This is a genomic window from Microbacterium sp. Leaf179, assembly GCF_001423785.1.
In the GTDB taxonomy this organism is placed as follows: Bacteria; Actinomycetota; Actinomycetes; order Actinomycetales; family Microbacteriaceae; genus Microbacterium.
In genome coordinates this window covers 113,471-128,952 of sequence record NZ_LMPH01000002.1, presented here as the reverse complement: position 1 = coordinate 128,952, position 15,482 = coordinate 113,471, and the positions used below count along the sequence as shown (strand labels likewise).

At 63.7% G+C, this 15,482-nt stretch carries 14 protein-coding genes; 7 read left to right on the top strand and 7 right to left on the bottom strand.

Annotated features, from left to right (window positions below; translation table 11 throughout):
• Positions 1-184: 184 nt before the first annotated feature.
• Together ASF96_RS17530 and ASF96_RS08120 are read left to right on the top strand one after the other, a co-directional pair.
• On the top strand, positions 185-316 hold the full coding sequence (locus ASF96_RS17530) for a hypothetical protein (RefSeq protein WP_268768485.1): 132 nt from the start codon (positions 185-187) through the stop codon (positions 314-316).
• 275 nt (positions 317-591) lie between these two features.
• A complete protein-coding gene (locus tag ASF96_RS08120) occupies positions 592-1,107 on the top strand; it encodes a hypothetical protein (RefSeq protein WP_055937977.1) in 516 nt (171 codons plus the stop codon).
• A gap of 61 nt (positions 1,108-1,168) precedes the next feature.
• On the opposite strand, the gene ASF96_RS08115 is transcribed toward ASF96_RS08120, so the two are convergent.
• From ASF96_RS08115 to ASF96_RS08085, 7 genes are all read right to left on the bottom strand, one after another.
• Positions 1,169-1,774 carry a recombinase family protein gene (locus ASF96_RS08115; RefSeq protein ID WP_055937974.1) on the bottom strand — a complete coding sequence of 202 codons (606 nt, stop codon included), beginning with the start codon at positions 1,772-1,774 and terminating at the stop codon, positions 1,169-1,171.
• A 139-nt stretch (positions 1,775-1,913) separates the two neighbouring features.
• Positions 1,914-2,807 (bottom strand): AAA family ATPase, encoded by an 894-nt coding sequence (locus tag ASF96_RS16480; protein ID WP_235560556.1) that lies wholly within the window; start codon positions 2,805-2,807, stop codon positions 1,914-1,916.
• A gap of 19 nt (positions 2,808-2,826) precedes the next feature.
• Positions 2,827-4,263 (bottom strand): Mu transposase C-terminal domain-containing protein, encoded by a 1,437-nt coding sequence (locus tag ASF96_RS08105; protein ID WP_055937971.1) that lies wholly within the window; start codon positions 4,261-4,263, stop codon positions 2,827-2,829.
• A 9-nt stretch (positions 4,264-4,272) separates the two neighbouring features.
• Positions 4,273-4,839 (bottom strand): recombinase family protein, encoded by a 567-nt coding sequence (locus ASF96_RS08100; RefSeq protein WP_055937968.1) that lies wholly within the window; start codon positions 4,837-4,839, stop codon positions 4,273-4,275.
• A 99-nt stretch (positions 4,840-4,938) separates the two neighbouring features.
• Positions 4,939-6,405 carry a glycosyltransferase 87 family protein gene (locus tag ASF96_RS08095; RefSeq protein WP_055937966.1) on the bottom strand — a complete coding sequence of 489 codons (1,467 nt, stop codon included), beginning with the start codon at positions 6,403-6,405 and terminating at the stop codon, positions 4,939-4,941.
• Entirely contained in the window at positions 6,402-6,671 is a 270-nt protein-coding gene (locus tag ASF96_RS08090) for a helix-turn-helix domain-containing protein (protein WP_055937963.1), read from the bottom strand. Before ASF96_RS08090 ends, ASF96_RS08095 begins: the two co-directional genes overlap by 4 nt.
• Positions 6,671-7,297 (bottom strand): hypothetical protein, encoded by a 627-nt coding sequence (locus ASF96_RS08085; RefSeq protein WP_055937960.1) that lies wholly within the window; start codon positions 7,295-7,297, stop codon positions 6,671-6,673. Before ASF96_RS08085 ends, ASF96_RS08090 begins: the two co-directional genes overlap by 1 nt.
• Positions 7,298-7,466: 169 nt before the next feature.
• On the opposite strand from ASF96_RS08085, the gene ASF96_RS08080 reads away from it, so the two are divergent.
• The 5 genes from ASF96_RS08080 to ASF96_RS08060 all read left to right on the top strand — a co-directional run bounded on the left by ASF96_RS08080 (position 7,467) and on the right by ASF96_RS08060 (position 15,362).
• Positions 7,467-8,978 (top strand): HEPN-associated N-terminal domain-containing protein, encoded by a 1,512-nt coding sequence (locus ASF96_RS08080; protein ID WP_156458780.1) that lies wholly within the window; start codon positions 7,467-7,469, stop codon positions 8,976-8,978.
• Between the two features lie 276 nt (positions 8,979-9,254).
• Positions 9,255-9,830: a hypothetical protein gene (locus ASF96_RS08075; protein WP_055937953.1), complete on the top strand. Its 576-nt coding sequence runs from the start codon at positions 9,255-9,257 to the stop codon at positions 9,828-9,830.
• A gap of 1 nt (position 9,831) precedes the next feature.
• The gene (locus ASF96_RS08070; protein ID WP_055937950.1) at positions 9,832-11,232 is read left to right on the top strand and encodes a hypothetical protein; all 1,401 of its coding nucleotides are present in this window, start codon (positions 9,832-9,834) and stop codon (positions 11,230-11,232) included.
• Entirely contained in the window at positions 11,229-12,656 is a 1,428-nt protein-coding gene (locus tag ASF96_RS08065; RefSeq protein ID WP_055937947.1) for a hypothetical protein, read from the top strand. Before ASF96_RS08070 ends, ASF96_RS08065 begins: the two co-directional genes overlap by 4 nt.
• A 78-nt stretch (positions 12,657-12,734) precedes the next feature.
• Positions 12,735-15,362 carry a DEAD/DEAH box helicase gene (locus ASF96_RS08060; protein ID WP_162239413.1) on the top strand — a complete coding sequence of 876 codons (2,628 nt, stop codon included), beginning with the start codon at positions 12,735-12,737 and terminating at the stop codon, positions 15,360-15,362.
• Positions 15,363-15,482 lie beyond the last annotated feature (120 nt).

The following is a 15,482-nucleotide window of genomic DNA, read 5'->3' as shown; positions in this document are numbered from 1 at the left end:
CCCTTCCGAGATGCCTGAAGCTGACGCGGGAAAGGTTGGAAGATGCCGCGTATTACGGTTCGCCGCACCATCCGCATTCGGGTCAAGCCCCGCGGCTGATCCTGTGCATGCTTGTCGTTCGGTTCCGGGACTCGACGGGATCGAACGACAGAACACCGACCCGTCAAATGTCAGGAGGGCCATCATGGCCAAGAACACTCGTCAGACCAGCAACAAGGCCGCGACCGCCGCGAGCAAGGTCATGCGCGGTAACTACTCGAAGGCCGCGAAGACGGCCGCCGCCAGCGCTTTGAGCCAGAAGGGCAAGAAGAGCTAGTAGCAGCGGTCGCCGCACTTCGGCCGCTGCTTGCCCGGGTTGCGGTAATCACGTCTACGCGATTACCGCAACCTGGCGTCTCGGGCGAGTCGGTGAGCGCTCGGCGACTCATGCTCGAAAGTCAGTCGAGTGGGCGGTCGAGACGGCGTCGGCCACAGTGACTTCGTAATCGCGGGCATGGTAACGATGTCGTACGTCACAGACCGCTGAGTCCACCGCGCATAGACCTGTCGGATCCGATAACGGACCCCGCATCCTCCGACAGAGAGTTCATCATGCGCGACAACGACTTCATGTCCAACGCCGGCTTCGACGTTCCCTTCGACTACGAACCGACCGCCGAAGTCCCGGGGGTGGAGGCGACGACACTCGACGGCGAAGACCTGGTCCTCCGATTGGGGGACTTCCCCATGAAGGCAAGTCAGAGCGAAGATCTCCTAGAGCGGTGGTCGAGCTCGGTGCTGTTCGACATCTCCGGCGTGAATGCCCACCAGGCACTCGACATCCTCTTCATCACGGTCCTCAGCTCGGCGGTCCTTGCGGAGCACGGGGCAGCCGGGAAGACGGGTCCGGTACCGATGAATGTCACCCGCCTCCGGCGCGAGGGAGCGCCGAAGAGGTTCGCGCACTATTGCGAGCGCATCGACGGGCGCTACATCATGGCGGTGCTTGTAGACCAGTTCGACAGGTCGGTCGAGCTGGGCGTCCCGCTTAGAAAGGCGGTCGCGCGTCGGCGGATGGGCGCAACGCCTAGGCGTGCGAGCAGCGGTGAAGCGTTCTTCCGTCGATGACGGGCAGCTCCTAAGTGCGTCGAGAAAGGTGCACTTCGTGCCCTCTCTGGCTCCGTGCCGACTACGCCTGCGGAGTGTCCGCTGGCGGATGCGGCTGATCGCCGTTGCCGCCGGAGGTCCGGTGGAGCTCTCGATAGACAGTGGAACGAGCGACCCCGAGAGCCGCTGCGATGTCGTTTACGGACATCGCCCCGCCGTCGTAAGCGGAGCGAGCCACACGCGCTTGATCCGCGGAAAGCGCTCGTGGGCGCCCGCCCAACCGTCCACGCGCGCGCGCCGCCGCCAACCCTGCCAGTGTCCTCTCGCGGATGAGGTCGCGCTCGAACTCGGCGAGTGACGCGAAGACGTGGAGAACGAATCGGCCGCCAGCGGAACTCGTGTCGATGGTTTCGCGTAGCGACCTCAACGCGACACCCATCCGGTGCAGGTCCTCGACCTGATCTACCAAATCCCGTAAGGACCGCCCGAGCCGGTCGAGTCGCCAGACGACAACGGTGTCTCCATCCCGAAGAAGGTCGTGGAGATGTGCCAGCTCGGGGCGCTCTGCGGCCGATGAGGCGACGTCGACGAGAATTCGTGCGCACCCGGCATCGCGCAGCGCATCGAGTTGCAGCTGCGTGTTCTGATCGCCGGTGGAAACACGTGCGTAGCCGAACACCTCGCCCACGACGAAAGAGTACCGAAACCCGGCTTCGCCGTCAGCTATCGCTTCGTAGATTGAGAAACGAGTTGTGAGACAGCGACACGCCGTTCGAGGTCGCGAAAGGTGTGAATCGCGGCGATAGATGTCGTGCTTGTCGCGTCGTTCAGCGTCCGATGAGTAGGGCTTCTTGGGCGGCGTCGACGGCCTCTGGGGTGAGGCGGGTGTGCCCGTTGATGTCGAGAACCCGTCTGATTTGGGTTACGAGGCGATCGGCGAGGCGAAAGTTCCCGTTCGTGGCGCGCACGATTGCGGCTAAACCGGCAGCGTGTGCAAGTCCGGCGTCGGCTGGGTCTGGTGCGGGGAGGCGTTGCGTGACGACGGCGGTGAGTTCGTCGCTGCGGAGGGGGCGGTATTCGTGGGCGAAGCCGATGCGGCTGTAGAGCTGGGGATAGCGCGCGAGGCGTTTTTCGATGCCCGGCATGCCGATGAGGATGACGCCCATGTGGTGGCGGTCGTAGAAGTCGCGGACTTGTTCGAGGCCGGCGGTTTTGAGTCGGTCGGCTTCGTCGATGATGAGCAGCTCGGTGTTCCCGCTGTGTTGGGATTCGGGGTGGACGTAGGGGTCGACGTGGCCGTACCGGGCATAATCGACGCCCCACGAGACTTGTTGGCACGCGCGGGGTAGGCCCTGATCGATCTGCTTGATGGTTGCGGCGACCGTGGGGGTGAAGAACGCCGTTCGACTCTGCTGGACACCCTCTGGCACGGGAGGGAGCGGACCACCGTTTCGGGCGAGCGGGTACCACCTTTCCCACTCGTCGGTGCCGGCATACTGGCGGGCGGAGAGCGTCTTGCCGATGCCGGGTGGACCGTAGCAGAGGCCGATATACCGGTGCGAGCGGACAGTGTCGGCGAATTCCACGAATCTCCGGTGCTCCCGAGTGCTGACGAACGCGGGGCGGGTGTCGGTGTGTGGTGGGGGTGCATGGGTGAATTCGTCGAAGGTGCCGTTGAGGAATCGTCGCCCGTCGTCGCCCGCGCCGACGAGGACGGACACCGGTTTGCCGGCTCTCGGTTCAGTCGCTGGCATAGGTTCTCAATCCGTGTCGCTTCGACTGCTGGTCTGTCGCGGTGGGCTCGGGCGGAGGCAGAGGCGCGGCCGCGGGTCGGTGCCGAGTGTCTTCCGGCAGAGATCCGGCGATGTTGGTGAGGGAGCGAAGTTGCTGTTTCAGTGCCCGTCGCCGGGTGTTCCTTGCGCTCTGCAGGTCGGCGAACGTGATCGTTTGCGAAGAGCGTTCGGGAGCTATCGCGCGGCAGAGGAATGCGTTGTCGTGGAACAGACGGATCTCGCCGAGGTCACGGGGGTCGTAGCGGACGGTGACGTCTTCGCCGACGTAGGCGGCGAGGACGGGCGAGACGTATCGGGTGGAGGCGAACCGGATGCCGTCGCGCTGCACGCGTCTGGTCGCAGTGGCGGTCAGCAGCAGCGCGTCGAGGTCTTCCGGGTGCGCGGGCATTCGCGGAATGAAGCTCCCGCTGCGCCACCGCGCGTGCGGTGCCGTCCCGGTCGCGGAGTGCGGGCGCTCGTTGTATTCATCGACAATGTACCGCTCGAGGACGTCGTCGAGCTGGTGCAGGGTCAACGCGGGGGCGCTGGTGGGTGCGCCGCCGGTGCCGTGCGGGATGAAGCCAGGTAGGTGCGGGAGCAGTTCGGTCGTGATGGTGCGGTAGAACCGCTCGATCTTCCCGCGGCCTTGCGGAACGCCGACCCGGGAGTGGATGAGGCGCACGTGCAGGTCCAGGCACACCTGTTCGATCCTGGCGGAGGTGAAGTCCGACCCGTGGTCGCTGTAGAGAACGTCGGGGAGCCCTGACACCACCCACGAGGCGCGTCGTTTCCGGCTCGCGGCTTGGTGAAACGCGAGGGCGGAGCGCTCGGCCGTGGGCGCCGAAACCCCAAGCGCGTATCCGGCGACGGCACGGGAGTAGTCGTCGAGCACGATCGTCAGCCAGGGGCGCACGGGCATCTGCTTGTCGCCGAGGATCATGACGTCCAGCAGCGTGTGGTCCATCTGCCACTGCTCATTCGGGGCGGATGTCGTGCGCCGGTAGACGAGCTCGAACTTGTCTCGGTACGCGGCGTCACCGCCTTCGGCGAGGGCTGTCAGGCCGGGGGCAAGAGCGTGCACGATTTGGCGAACGGTCGTGTACCCGGGAGCTGGTAAACCGCGATCGCGTGCGACATCGCCGACGCGCCGATGAATATACGCGATGGTGGGAGCTGGCCGGCGAACGGCCAGCGCTTCGACCGCTGTGACCAGTTCCGCGGGGGTACGGGAGGCACCTTTATCTCGGCGAGGCGGTCTCGCGAGCTGCCCCGCCTCGACGCGAGCAGCCCATCGTTGCAAGGTTCGCACCGTGACGCCGGAGTGCTCCGCTATCCGTGTCCACGGCACACCGTCAAGGTGTTGGCGCACAAGCTCGGCTTTCTGCCGGTCGCTGAGGTGCGCCATGACCCCTCGTCAGGCTCGCTCGACGTGCTCGGCGAGGTGCCGGTAGATCGTGGGGCGGGATACCCCGAAGGTGTCGGCGATCTCTTGCACGGTGTGCGCGCGTTCGTCGTACATGGCGCGGGCCTGCCGGATCTTCGTCGGCGTCATCTTGAACTTCGGGCCACCCTTACGCCCTCGAGCTCGCGCCGCCGCGAGGCCATCGTGCGTCCGCTCCACAATCAGGTCGTGCTCGAACTCGGCGATCGCGGCGAGCATATGGAAAAACAACCGCCCGCCCGGTGTGGTCGTATCGATGCCCTGGGACAGCGCGCGGAGGCCCACCCCGCGTTGCTGCAATTCGTCCGCGATCTGCTTGAGGTTGCGGACGGATCTGCCAAGCCGGTCGAGCTTCGTCACGACGAGGGAGTCCCCCTCCCTCAGGTAACCGAGAGCATCGGTCAGTGCGGGTCGCTTCGCCAGGGTGCCGGATGCGTGCTCAACGAAGATCTTGTCACAGCCAGCCGCTTCGAGCGCGTCAGTCTGACCGTCGGGGTTCTGCTCGCGCGTTGAGACGCGGGCGTATCCGATCGTGGCCATGGCCTCAGCGTAACGCAAACGCCGCGTTCGTTACATAGTTTGCGGACACGGTTTGTGAGACACGACTCGCGGAAGTAGTTCGGCGGTGGCGGGACCGTCTCATGAACGGTCAATCGTGGACACTGACAGAGAAGGAGCAGCTATAGCCGTTCGCCAGATCAGGACCGCGGCTGTGATGCCGATGAGAAGTAGCGATTCACGAAGGATGATGGCGACCGGCCACACCCACGCCAAGTTGGTACCAAGGAGCACGTCGCCGAGCGTCGGGCCTGTGGCGAGAATCACGAGCGATGCCACGCAGACAAAGCGGCGGGAGCTGCGCGAACGGTTCGCCGAGAGGAGGATCAGCGCGGGAACGAGGTAGACCCAGTGGTGTAGCCAGCTGACGGGTGACACCAGGCAGGCGGTGACCCCCACGATGACGGCCGCATCGAGAGCGTGTCCGCGGGTGTAGGTCGCGTGCGCTGCGAGAATGCCGAGTGCACCTGCAGCCAGTGCCAGCAGTCCGGCTAGAAGGGGATGTACGTTGAAGTAGGCGAGGGCGCCTTGGATAGAGTTGTTGCCCGACGTGGCGAAGAGGCCGCCGAGGTCGACCTTGTCGCTGAGGTGCCAGACCGTTTCCGTGAAGAATGTGCGGCTTGCGGCGGGGTAGATGGTGGCAGCGGCTAGTGTGCAGGTTGCCGCGGCGGTGATGCTCCACCACATGCGCCGCCATTGGCGCGTGCCGGCGAAGTAGACGATGAAGAGCGCCGGCGTGAGCTTGATCGCGGCCGCGACTCCGACGAGCGCACCTGGAGGGATGAACCGGCTCAGCCGGCTGTGCGGGCTGCGGACGATGTCTGCAAGGCACAGGGTCATGAGCAGGACGTTGATCTGACCGAAGATGATGTGGCTGGCAATGACGATCGAGAATCCGCTGAGGGTGAGAGCAATCAGCGCGTGGTGAACACGCGATGGCCCCGGTGGGGTGCAGCGCCAGATGACCCACGCGAGCAGGGCCATCGTCAGCAGCGACCAGACCACGTACGCGGTGATCGGCGCGAACACATTCGTAGGAAGCAGTGTCAGTGCGGCGAACGGCGTGTAGGTGAAGGGAAGCCCCTCGGCCGGCATCATGGGCCCTGCCAGGTTGGCTTTATAGATGTTGTTTCCCGCGAGAGCTGCGGCCGAGCCGTAGCGGTAGACCAGGAAGTCGACCGGGTTGACGGCGCTGATGATCGCGGTGAGAACCCACACGACGACTAGCGAGACCACGCTGCCGCCAAGGGCGAAGCGCCAGTGAGCGGGCGGGCGCGTCGTGAGGCGCTCGGGCTTCACCGATACCGAGCCGCCGGGCCTGGCCGCGAGGGGTAGCAGGTCGTCGACGTCACAACCAAGGACGTCCGAGATGGTCAGGAGGCTGTCGAAGCGGATGCCGGTCGCGTGACCGGACGCGAACCTGCTCAGCTCCTCGACGGGGATGCCCGCCTGGCGGCTGAGTTCGTCAACCGTGATCCCACGATCCGTCAGGAGATGGGAGAAGTCCGCGCTCAGGACGACGGATCCTCGAGTCATGGTGGCTGTCATCCGCCACCGCTCTTTCGCCTCTTGCGCGCAGGAAGAGGGCCTGCGACGATCACGAAAAGTTCGCCTGCCGTGCAGTCGAGGACGTCGCAGATAGCGGTCAGGGTTGTGAAGCGGATTGCCTTGGCGTGGTCGTTCTTGAGGATCGAGAGGTTCGCGATCGTGACCCCGACCCGTTCGCTGAGCTCAGTCAGGCTCATTCCGCGCTCGTCGAGCAGTTCCGTCAGCCGGCAGTGCACATGGCGGTCGGGAGCACCATTGGACGGCACTAGACGATCCCGTCGGCGTCACGACGGAGCTTCCGAGCCACTGTAAGTGCGACGGCAACCAAGACCAAGGCCCCACCAACCAATAGCGGAAGCGCAGCCAGTTCGTGTGCGACGTAGAGGGCAGTGTCGCCGCGCCCGATCAAGTCCGACGGCGCCGGCGCGGGCAACGACTGAACAATGCGCTCGATCGCCTGTCCGCGCAGCACCGGCCCGAGGATTCCTGACGCCAGAGTGACAACCGCCGCCATGAACCAGGCGACGATCACCGAAACGTCGAACGGGCGTGATCGAAGCAAACTGACGCAGAGGAGAACGATGGCCGTAGCACTGACCACGATCGACCCCAGTGACAACAGCGCCGAACCGGTGAGGAGCGAACTCCCGTCCGTGACATTCGTAACGAACATTGTCACTCCTGCGTAACGCGCCCACTCCACGTGAGGTCCGATGCTGCCTGGCTCGATGTTGGCAAGTGTGGGGACTGTGATCTCGGCGCGGCCGCTGATCGCGTCGGCCAAGTTCCCGACGGCGAAGACGGTGGCGGTCGCCGCACAGATCATCGTCACAGCTATGGCCGCGATCAGAGCAAAACGGCCTGCTACGACATAGCTCTGCTGGACTTGCACGAGCTCACCCCATCCGTGATTTATTGAATATCAATAAATATCAGCATAAGGGTGCGGGTGTGCGCGCCGTCAAGGCGGCGCGCACGGAACGTCACGCGCGTGTTCAAAGCGCGCGGAAGATAGCTACCGCAGAGACGCCTTCGGGACGCGCAACTTGTCTGCGGAACGGGTGCGTGAGCAGCATGATCCGCCGCGTCGCGAAGACAAGAGACGGCGCGAAGAACACGACAGTTATCGTCGCGATTCACAGGCGAAAGGCAATCAACCCGCGGGAGTCGCGCAAACGGTCGTTTGCGGCACATCCCGCACATTCGGCCCCGTTCTGGGCAAGATGGCTCCCATGGGGATGGCAAAAGAGATGATGATCGAGCAGGACGAGCAGGGTTGGGATTACTCCGATAAGTTCGTCTGCCCAGCGTGCGTGCGAGACGAGCATCTTGCCGACGCAGTCGCTGCGGAAGCCGCGGACTCCGAGCATTGCGACTTCTGCGGTGCCAAGCCTGCGGCCGCTATGGACGTCTTGCTCGCGGCGTTCATGGTGGGCGTTCGGCGCGACTATAACGACGCTGACGGCGAGGGAATCTATTGGGAGGGACGCGAGGGCGGATACCAAGCATCCACTCTGGACAGCTGGGATCTTGTCGATCACTACGGCGACGCCTTCGAACCTAGGGTGGCGGAAGAGGTACGCGCTTCGTTGCATGAGCAGACTTGGGTCGAGCGAAATTATGCCTGGCGCCGTCGGGATGATGTGCTGAGGGATGCGTGGGACGCCTTCAGCGACGCAGTGAAGTACGAGACCAGGTACGTCATTTGGATTGTCGAGAGTGAAGACGCGCAGCTTGAGGCAAGGCATGCGGGGGAGGTGCCCGTCGGCGAGATTCTGCACGAGATCGGGCAGTTTCTCCAGATTCTTGGCGTGGTTCGTGAGCTGCCGGCTGGCGCTACGCTCTGGCGAGCTCAGACGCACAGCACAAGAACGTTGCAGCCCGCGCCGTCGGCTGGTCGGCTGGGCACTGCGCCGAGAGAGTACGCAAAGCAGCCAAACCGAATGAGCCCGGCTGGTATCCCGATGTTCTACGGAGCCATGGAGGCTCGAACCGCTCTAGAGGAAGTGCGCCGCCACAATGACGGCGGCGACCGCTATGTCACTCTGGGGGAGTTCACCCTGTCTGAGTCGATTAGAGTGGTCGACTTCACCAGGCTGCCGGAGATTCCATCGGTGTTTCATCCACAGCTTGGTGAGTACCACCGCGAGATCGCCTTCCTTCACGAGTTCGTAGGCGCGTTGAGTCGCCCTGTGAAACCGGGCGACGAAGCCATCGATTACGTTCCAACGCAGGTCGTGACGGAGTTCTTCTTGCGTATCCTGGCGCCGGCTGGCGGTTCCGCGATCAAAGGTCTCGTGTACGCGAGTGCTGTGCACGACGGTGGGAAGTCGAACGTGCTCGACATCCCGCATGATCACTGCGTTGCGGTCGGAGAACCTCGACCGGCCTCTGGCGCGTGCCTGGTGCTCACCCCGTCAACTGTGCAACGGCATCGGCTTGCGACTGTTCGGCGCGGCATGCGAAACCCGGCTGTCGCCAAGGCGCTCCGCTGGACCGCGTCGACGGTCGCTTCGATTGGCGTCCTCGCGCTCATCGCGCGTATCGCCCGGGCTGGAAGTGCGCGCCAGTGAAACGAGCGCCATCGGCGCCGACACGCGGTAGGGACGAGACGACGATGGCGGAACAATGCGAAACGAGGCGGCTTGTCTCGGTGTCGAGCCGCTCGCCTTCGCCCCCCCCGTTGGTGCCGCAGGAATCGCCCCCTGAAGGCGTCGCCGTCAGGACCGCGCCCAAGCGGAATGTTCAGGCAGGTGCGGACGGGAGTGTCGCGATAGAACCAACCGTTCTTGTTAGATCATGTACTGGACTCGACCCAACCGTGTGGCGAGCTGCATCAAGGGGGAACGTTGGCGCTGCGAGAAGCCGCACAGGAAGCCGGTAGAAAGGGCGTCCTCAAGACGAAGACATGGCTTGAGAGCACCACTCATATTCAGCTTCCCTTCGACGTCTACAACTTCACGTCGCAGTGCGCCGTTACATGTCTCGACGACAGTGTCGAAGCATTCGACCTTAACGGACTCATCCACACCCGCAACGTGCCGCTCTACGTCGAGAACAAGGCGTACACCGCCGTAGGTAACCAGGCAAAAGCATTCGACGAGTTCCTCGCCATCGCCTACAGCTCAACGGCAAAGGAGATCGCCCGCGTGGGTGATTGGAAGGCCGAATTCATGTGGGTGACGACACATCCGTTCTCGCAGACAGTCTGGCCTACCCTCACGAAACGTGAACGGATGGCACAGGCTCTCGCTGAGGACGAGCACAACCTCCTGAACGGAGAGGCGGTCGACGACGCGTTGTTGACTCTGGTAGCGCAGCGCGTCTGGCTCCTTGTCCTAAGTGACCGGCAACATGAACTCACCCTCTCCGCGGCCGAATTGTTTGCCGTGCAGGGAGCGCTCACAACAACCAGGGGGAAGTGACGTGGTCAAGAAGAAAGACGATGTCGTCGAAGAGGTGCGCTACGCCATGTCGCAGCCAAACCGTGAGGATCTCATCGACGGCGTCAAGAAGGCCGTGACGCGAGAGGTGCGACGCCTGGACCCAGGCATCAAGGTCGAACGCACCAACTACTTCAACCACACGTACAACCCGGACCTCGTGGCGACCTGGTCCGATCAAGGTGTCAGGAAAGCACGTCCCATCTTTATACGAGGATCGCTCGCCTCAGTCTTGGACAGCGCCGATGTCGTCAGCCTGTCCGACCAGGACCCCGTACTGATCGGGCTGCGCGAGGAGACGGAGACGGTGCTGTCCAACCTCCGGGAACGCCTACCGAAGTCGAACGGGTCCCTCGCGACACAGGTCGCGTCCGTCGCCAGAATCACAGACGAAGCCGACTTCGCAGACTCGGATTCTCAGTTGTCGGGTCTCGTGCGGACCAATCTCATCCGCGGCGCGAGGGGTGTCTTGACTGCAGAGGACGCGGACACCATCACGGCGGTCGAGGGCGACGACGCCGCCGCGTCGCTGCAGGCTTTTCAATCGACGGTTGCGCGACTGTTCATCGGCGCAACGGCCGACCGACTGAACCGTACAGTGAACATGCTCACGACGTTTTTCGAGGATAACCCGTCCCAGGATGAGCTGGACCGTGTGCAACACGACCCGCTGTCGGATGGTGAGCTTGCCGTCGTTCTGCCCTTCGTGCTCGAGCGTGCAGAGAGCGTGTCGTCGCCGGCGGTCTGGGACGCGTTGGCATCGATGCTTACCCTCCAGCGTCTCGAAAGCATCGCGAAGTCGCTCGACGGACTGGACCTCACCCCGGTGATCGCGCCTATAGTTCACTCTCTGATCGGTGCGAAATCGACCATCGCCTTCCCGGCGGGCGATTTCAGCGTGGAGGAGTTGGCGGCTCGCCCTGCTGCTTGGCGGGTGCGCTCAACCATGCTGAGCGCGGACGTTGGGCGTTGGAACTTCTTCGTGGGATCGTCTTCTCGCAAGATTCGCGGACGCGACGAAGGGTCTGATGCGCGTTGGGATGAACTTTCGGGACTGCTACGAGAGTTCGACCTACGAGCCGTTAGCCTCCGAGGGCTTTCACGACACCTAGAGGTGACGGGGGAGGACCCTCGGGAAGTTCGACAGGACGTTGAAAGCATTCGGCAGAACATTCAAGACGACTTCCACGTTCCGGCCGTGACGGTGGAAGCCGCCGGCGAGGAAGAGGCAACAGGGGTGATGATCGATTTTGGCGCGATGACGGTCGCTGGCGCCGCTCCTGTTTCGTTCCACCTCAAGGCGGCTTCATTGCTGACCCCGAAGGCACCGTTCGACCAAGGGCTCACCATGTCGCTTCTTTCCGAAGGCTCTGCGACAGAGTGACGGTTTCCAAAGACCCCGCAGACGTCATCGATCTGTCGCGACCCCCAATCGGCGAGATCGCTGCCGCCCAGCTGGTGCTCGCCGCGGCAAAAATCGGTGACCTGGCAGAGCGCCACTACCTCGAACTGAAAGGGCCCGGCGATCTTGCTTCGAAGCAGAACAAGCAGAAGGTCGCGAAGTTCATCCTGGGCGCCGCTAACCGCTCGCCGGAACGGGCAATGGAGGCATTTGACGGGTACGGCGTCATGGTCATCGGCGTCACTAAGGAGGGCATCGTCGGCGTTCCGCCGGTCGAGATGCTCTCGCTTGAACAAACCATCGCGCCCTTCCTTGGTGCTGCGGGCCCTAAATGGGATGTCGTGCGAGTACCTGTCGAGGGCTTCACCCATCAGGTGCTGCTTGTGCTCGTCAGCCCGCCGAAGTCGGGTCATCCAGTGTTCATCTGCCGAGAGAACGGCGACGGGCTGCATAGCGGACGGATCTACTACCGCGCCGATGGGGAAACTCGCGAAGCCAACGCCGGCGAGATGGACCAGCTATTGGCTCGCGCCGCCGCCAGCACAGCGTCAGTTGACCTGCGCGTCGAGGTGACAGGTGAGATAGCGGTGCTCGAAGTCGACGCTGCGAGCACCATCGAAGAGTTTATCCCCGGGATGCGCGCACGGTTGCTTCGAGCATTGGCTAACGCGGAGGAGAGCGCTTCTGCCCGCCCGCTTCTCGGTGCTGAGGCCGCGGCTCGACTGGCGGCTATTCGGGACAGCAGTGAGGGTCTGGCCTCCGTCCTGGGTGCGTATCAACCGGAAAGGCGGACAGAGAATGAGTACCGCGAGGAGATCTCCCTTTGGGAGGAAAGATTCCGTGCCGCCTGGCCCCTGGCAGTTGAAAATCTCGCAAGGATGGTGCTCGACATCAACGAGGTTCGCGTGGAGAACATAGCAAAAACCTTCATGCGCGATCTCGAGGTTCGGCTCCACTTGGAAGGCGCGGTAGAGGTTATGGAGGTGGGTTATCCCGAAGGCGGTGAGTTGACTTGGGCGAACCTTCAACTGCCCGCGCCGCCACGGATATGGGGCCCAACGAAGCGTCAGTTCGCGCTCGACCTGACCAACACCCGGGCTGCAGCCGTGGCAGCGATTGCCGGTGACATCGTTCCTTCCGACACCACATGGACCTCTGGCGGGTCCGTGGACGTCGACGTGTCGGTGGGCGACCTGCGCCCTGAACACACGTACCAATCGCAAGACGAGAGGGCAATCCTCGTCATCCGGGGCGACGCCACGGAGACCGTGCACGGATCATGGACGGCCACAGCGGCAGGTCATGACGATGTCTTCACCGGGCGGGTGGTGGTCCCGGTCGCTGCCGCTGCCGTGCTGACGGACGAAATGCGCAGCTTCCTGCGTCTTGGGGACGACGCGAAGTGAGGACACCACGGCGTGTCGCCTCAAACGCTGACGAGTCGCTGAATCGAGGGCTCTGCCATGACTGACAGAGGACGACCCTTGCGCCCTGTCTTCCCAACGGCGGCGCGAACCGAGGACGCCACAGCGTCCCCAGAAACGCTGTTCGGCGTACTTCCGCGGCGGCGCGACGGGGTGGGTGCCTTGTGGTCTCATCAAACTGACCAGTTGCGGGATTATCACCAGAACCATCTCAACGGCGCCGATGTCGCCCTTGAGCTTCCGACCGGTTCGGGCAAGACGCTGGTTGGTCTCCTCATCGCTGAGTGGCGTCGCAGGAAGTATCAGCACCGGGTGGTCTACGCCTGCCCGACACGACAGCTTGCGCTGCAGGTCGCGGAAGCGGCTGCGCGCCAGGGGATCAAAGCTCACGCGCTCATCGACTCGCACCACGACTGGGACGGCCGAAAAGTGTCGGCATACATGAGGGCGCAGGCTGTCGCGGTCACCACTTATTCCCACATCTTCAACACGAATTCGCAGTTCAAGACCGCGAAGACCCTCCTCTTTGATGATGCACACGCCGCGGAAGGCTACGTTGCGGACGCGTGGTCGCTGGAAATTGAGCGCGGCGAGAGTGCTTACGATGATCTGTTTGACGCCATCGGAGACGCCGTCGACCCGCACCTCGCTGCTCGAATGGTGGGTGATGGCCTGGACACGGCGACCACCGGCGAGGTGCGTCTGTTACCGCAGATGGCCGTGCACACCCGCCTGCCGGACATCCTCTCCGTTCTCGACGCTGACCTACCCAACGGCTCGGATGCGTGGTGGCGGTTTCGCATGATCCGCGAGCACCTGTCGTCCTGCCTGTTCTTCGTCGCGCGAAGCAATTGGTACATCCGCCCCATGATCCCGCCCACTTTCGAGCACACCGCCTTTACCGGCCCGCTTCAGCGCATCTACCTCTCGGCGACCCTCGGAGAGGCTGGCGAACTCGAGCGGGCTTTCGGGCGCTCGTCAATTTCTCGGATTGCGGCCCCCGAGGTGTGGGAGCGGACCGGAAGTGGGCGTAGATTCTTTGTTTTTCCCGACCTCGCGCAGTTCGATCCATCCCAGGACGCCACAGAAGAGCTGGCGCCGATGACTCCAGATGAGCTCGACGGTGTAGATGCTGTCGAAGAGCCTTCGGCCATCGAGCGCATTGCCGGCCTCGCAGACAAGCGCCTCATTCTGACGCAAGCTAAGTCGACCGCGAAGCAGATTGCGAAGCTGATCGGCGTGCCTCGGTCGGAGCAAGTCATCGCCTCCGACACAGCGGTGGACGCCTTCAAGGAAGGTGATCGCGGGACCCTGCTTGCTCCGAACCGCTACGACGGCATGGACCTGGCGGACAACAGTTGTCGGTTCATGGTTCTTGCCGAGGTGCCCGCTGCGTCGCACCTCCAGGACCGGTTCCTCGGCGGGAAGCTCCGGGCGGGGGAGGTCCTGGCGGAGCGAGTCCGTACCCGGATCGTGCAAGGCGCCGGCCGTTGCACCCGCGGTCCGCAGGACTGGGCTGTGGTCGCAGTGCACGGTCAGGATCTTCTCAAGTACCTCTCCGATCCTGACAACGTCAGGTCGATGCCCGTCGAGCTGCAAGCTGAGATCGAGTTCGGCCTCGAGGCGAGTGCGACAAATTTCAGCAACCTCGTGGCGCTCACCTATAGTGCCCTGGAGCAAGACGAGGACTGGCGCACCTACGGTGAGCAAGCCATCGCCGACCGCCGACTGACGGCTGAGCGTGTTCCTCAACCACTGTCGGGGCAGCTAGCCGAGAGCGCCGCGCGCGAGGTAGCGGCCTGGCAGAAAGCATGGCAAGCAGACTGGGAGGGGGCGGCTAGGGCCGCCGTGGCGGTACTCGAAGGATTGCGTGACAGCGGGGCGCGGTCGTATCGCGCTCTGTGGGCTTATCTCGCAAGCGCTTGGTTTGGTCTCTCGGCCGAGAACGGGAACTTCGCTGCCGGAGCGCGTTCGGCTGAGCTACTGAAAATCGCCCACGGTGCGGCGACTGGTGCTGTCTGGTTGCGCGAACTTCAGCCGCTTGCCCCACAGGCCGTCATAGCCGAGCCCTGCGACGACGAAGCGGTGGAGCGGGTCCTAGCTCTGGTGCGAGGACCTCTTCGCTCCAGCGGCACCTTCGCTAGCCGCTCCCAGGTGATGCTCGGTCGGCTTGCGCAGACCGAGCCGCGCCAGTACGAACTGGGGCTCGTCGAGCTCGGCCGCTTCCTTGGCGCCGACTCCTTCAAGCCGACGGCCGCGGGAAACACCGACGCCGCCTGGCTCTGGGACGGCCTATGGCTGGCCGTGGAGGCGAAGAGCGACCAAACCGCGGACCGTTTGAGCATGGAGTACGTACGCAAAGCGAACACTCAACTCGATTCGCTTGCCGACGAAAAGGACGTCGACACCTACCCTCCAAATTCGGTGGGCATTATCGTCGCTCCGTCCCGGCTAATTGATCCGAGAGCGGTACCCATCGCGGCGCCGCATCTCTACCTGTGCACGCCCGACGAACTCCTAGACCTCGGGCACTCTGCTCATCGCGCGCTCACTGCCATTCGTGCTGGCGTAAACCTCGGTGACCCTGGCGCGAGCGACGCGGTCCAGCAACATCTCTGGGACCACCGGGTGCTTGCGACGCAGGTGAAGGATCGGCTGACGGGGTATCCGATTCGCGGCGCGCGCTGAGACGGAGCCGGGCCGTCATCGCACTGGGTGCGGAATCGCCGAGCTGAGGTGGTCGTTCTTGACGCGGGACGTAAGCCCCCGTTGGTCGAGGATGAGTTGATGACCGGCATAGAGGCCGAC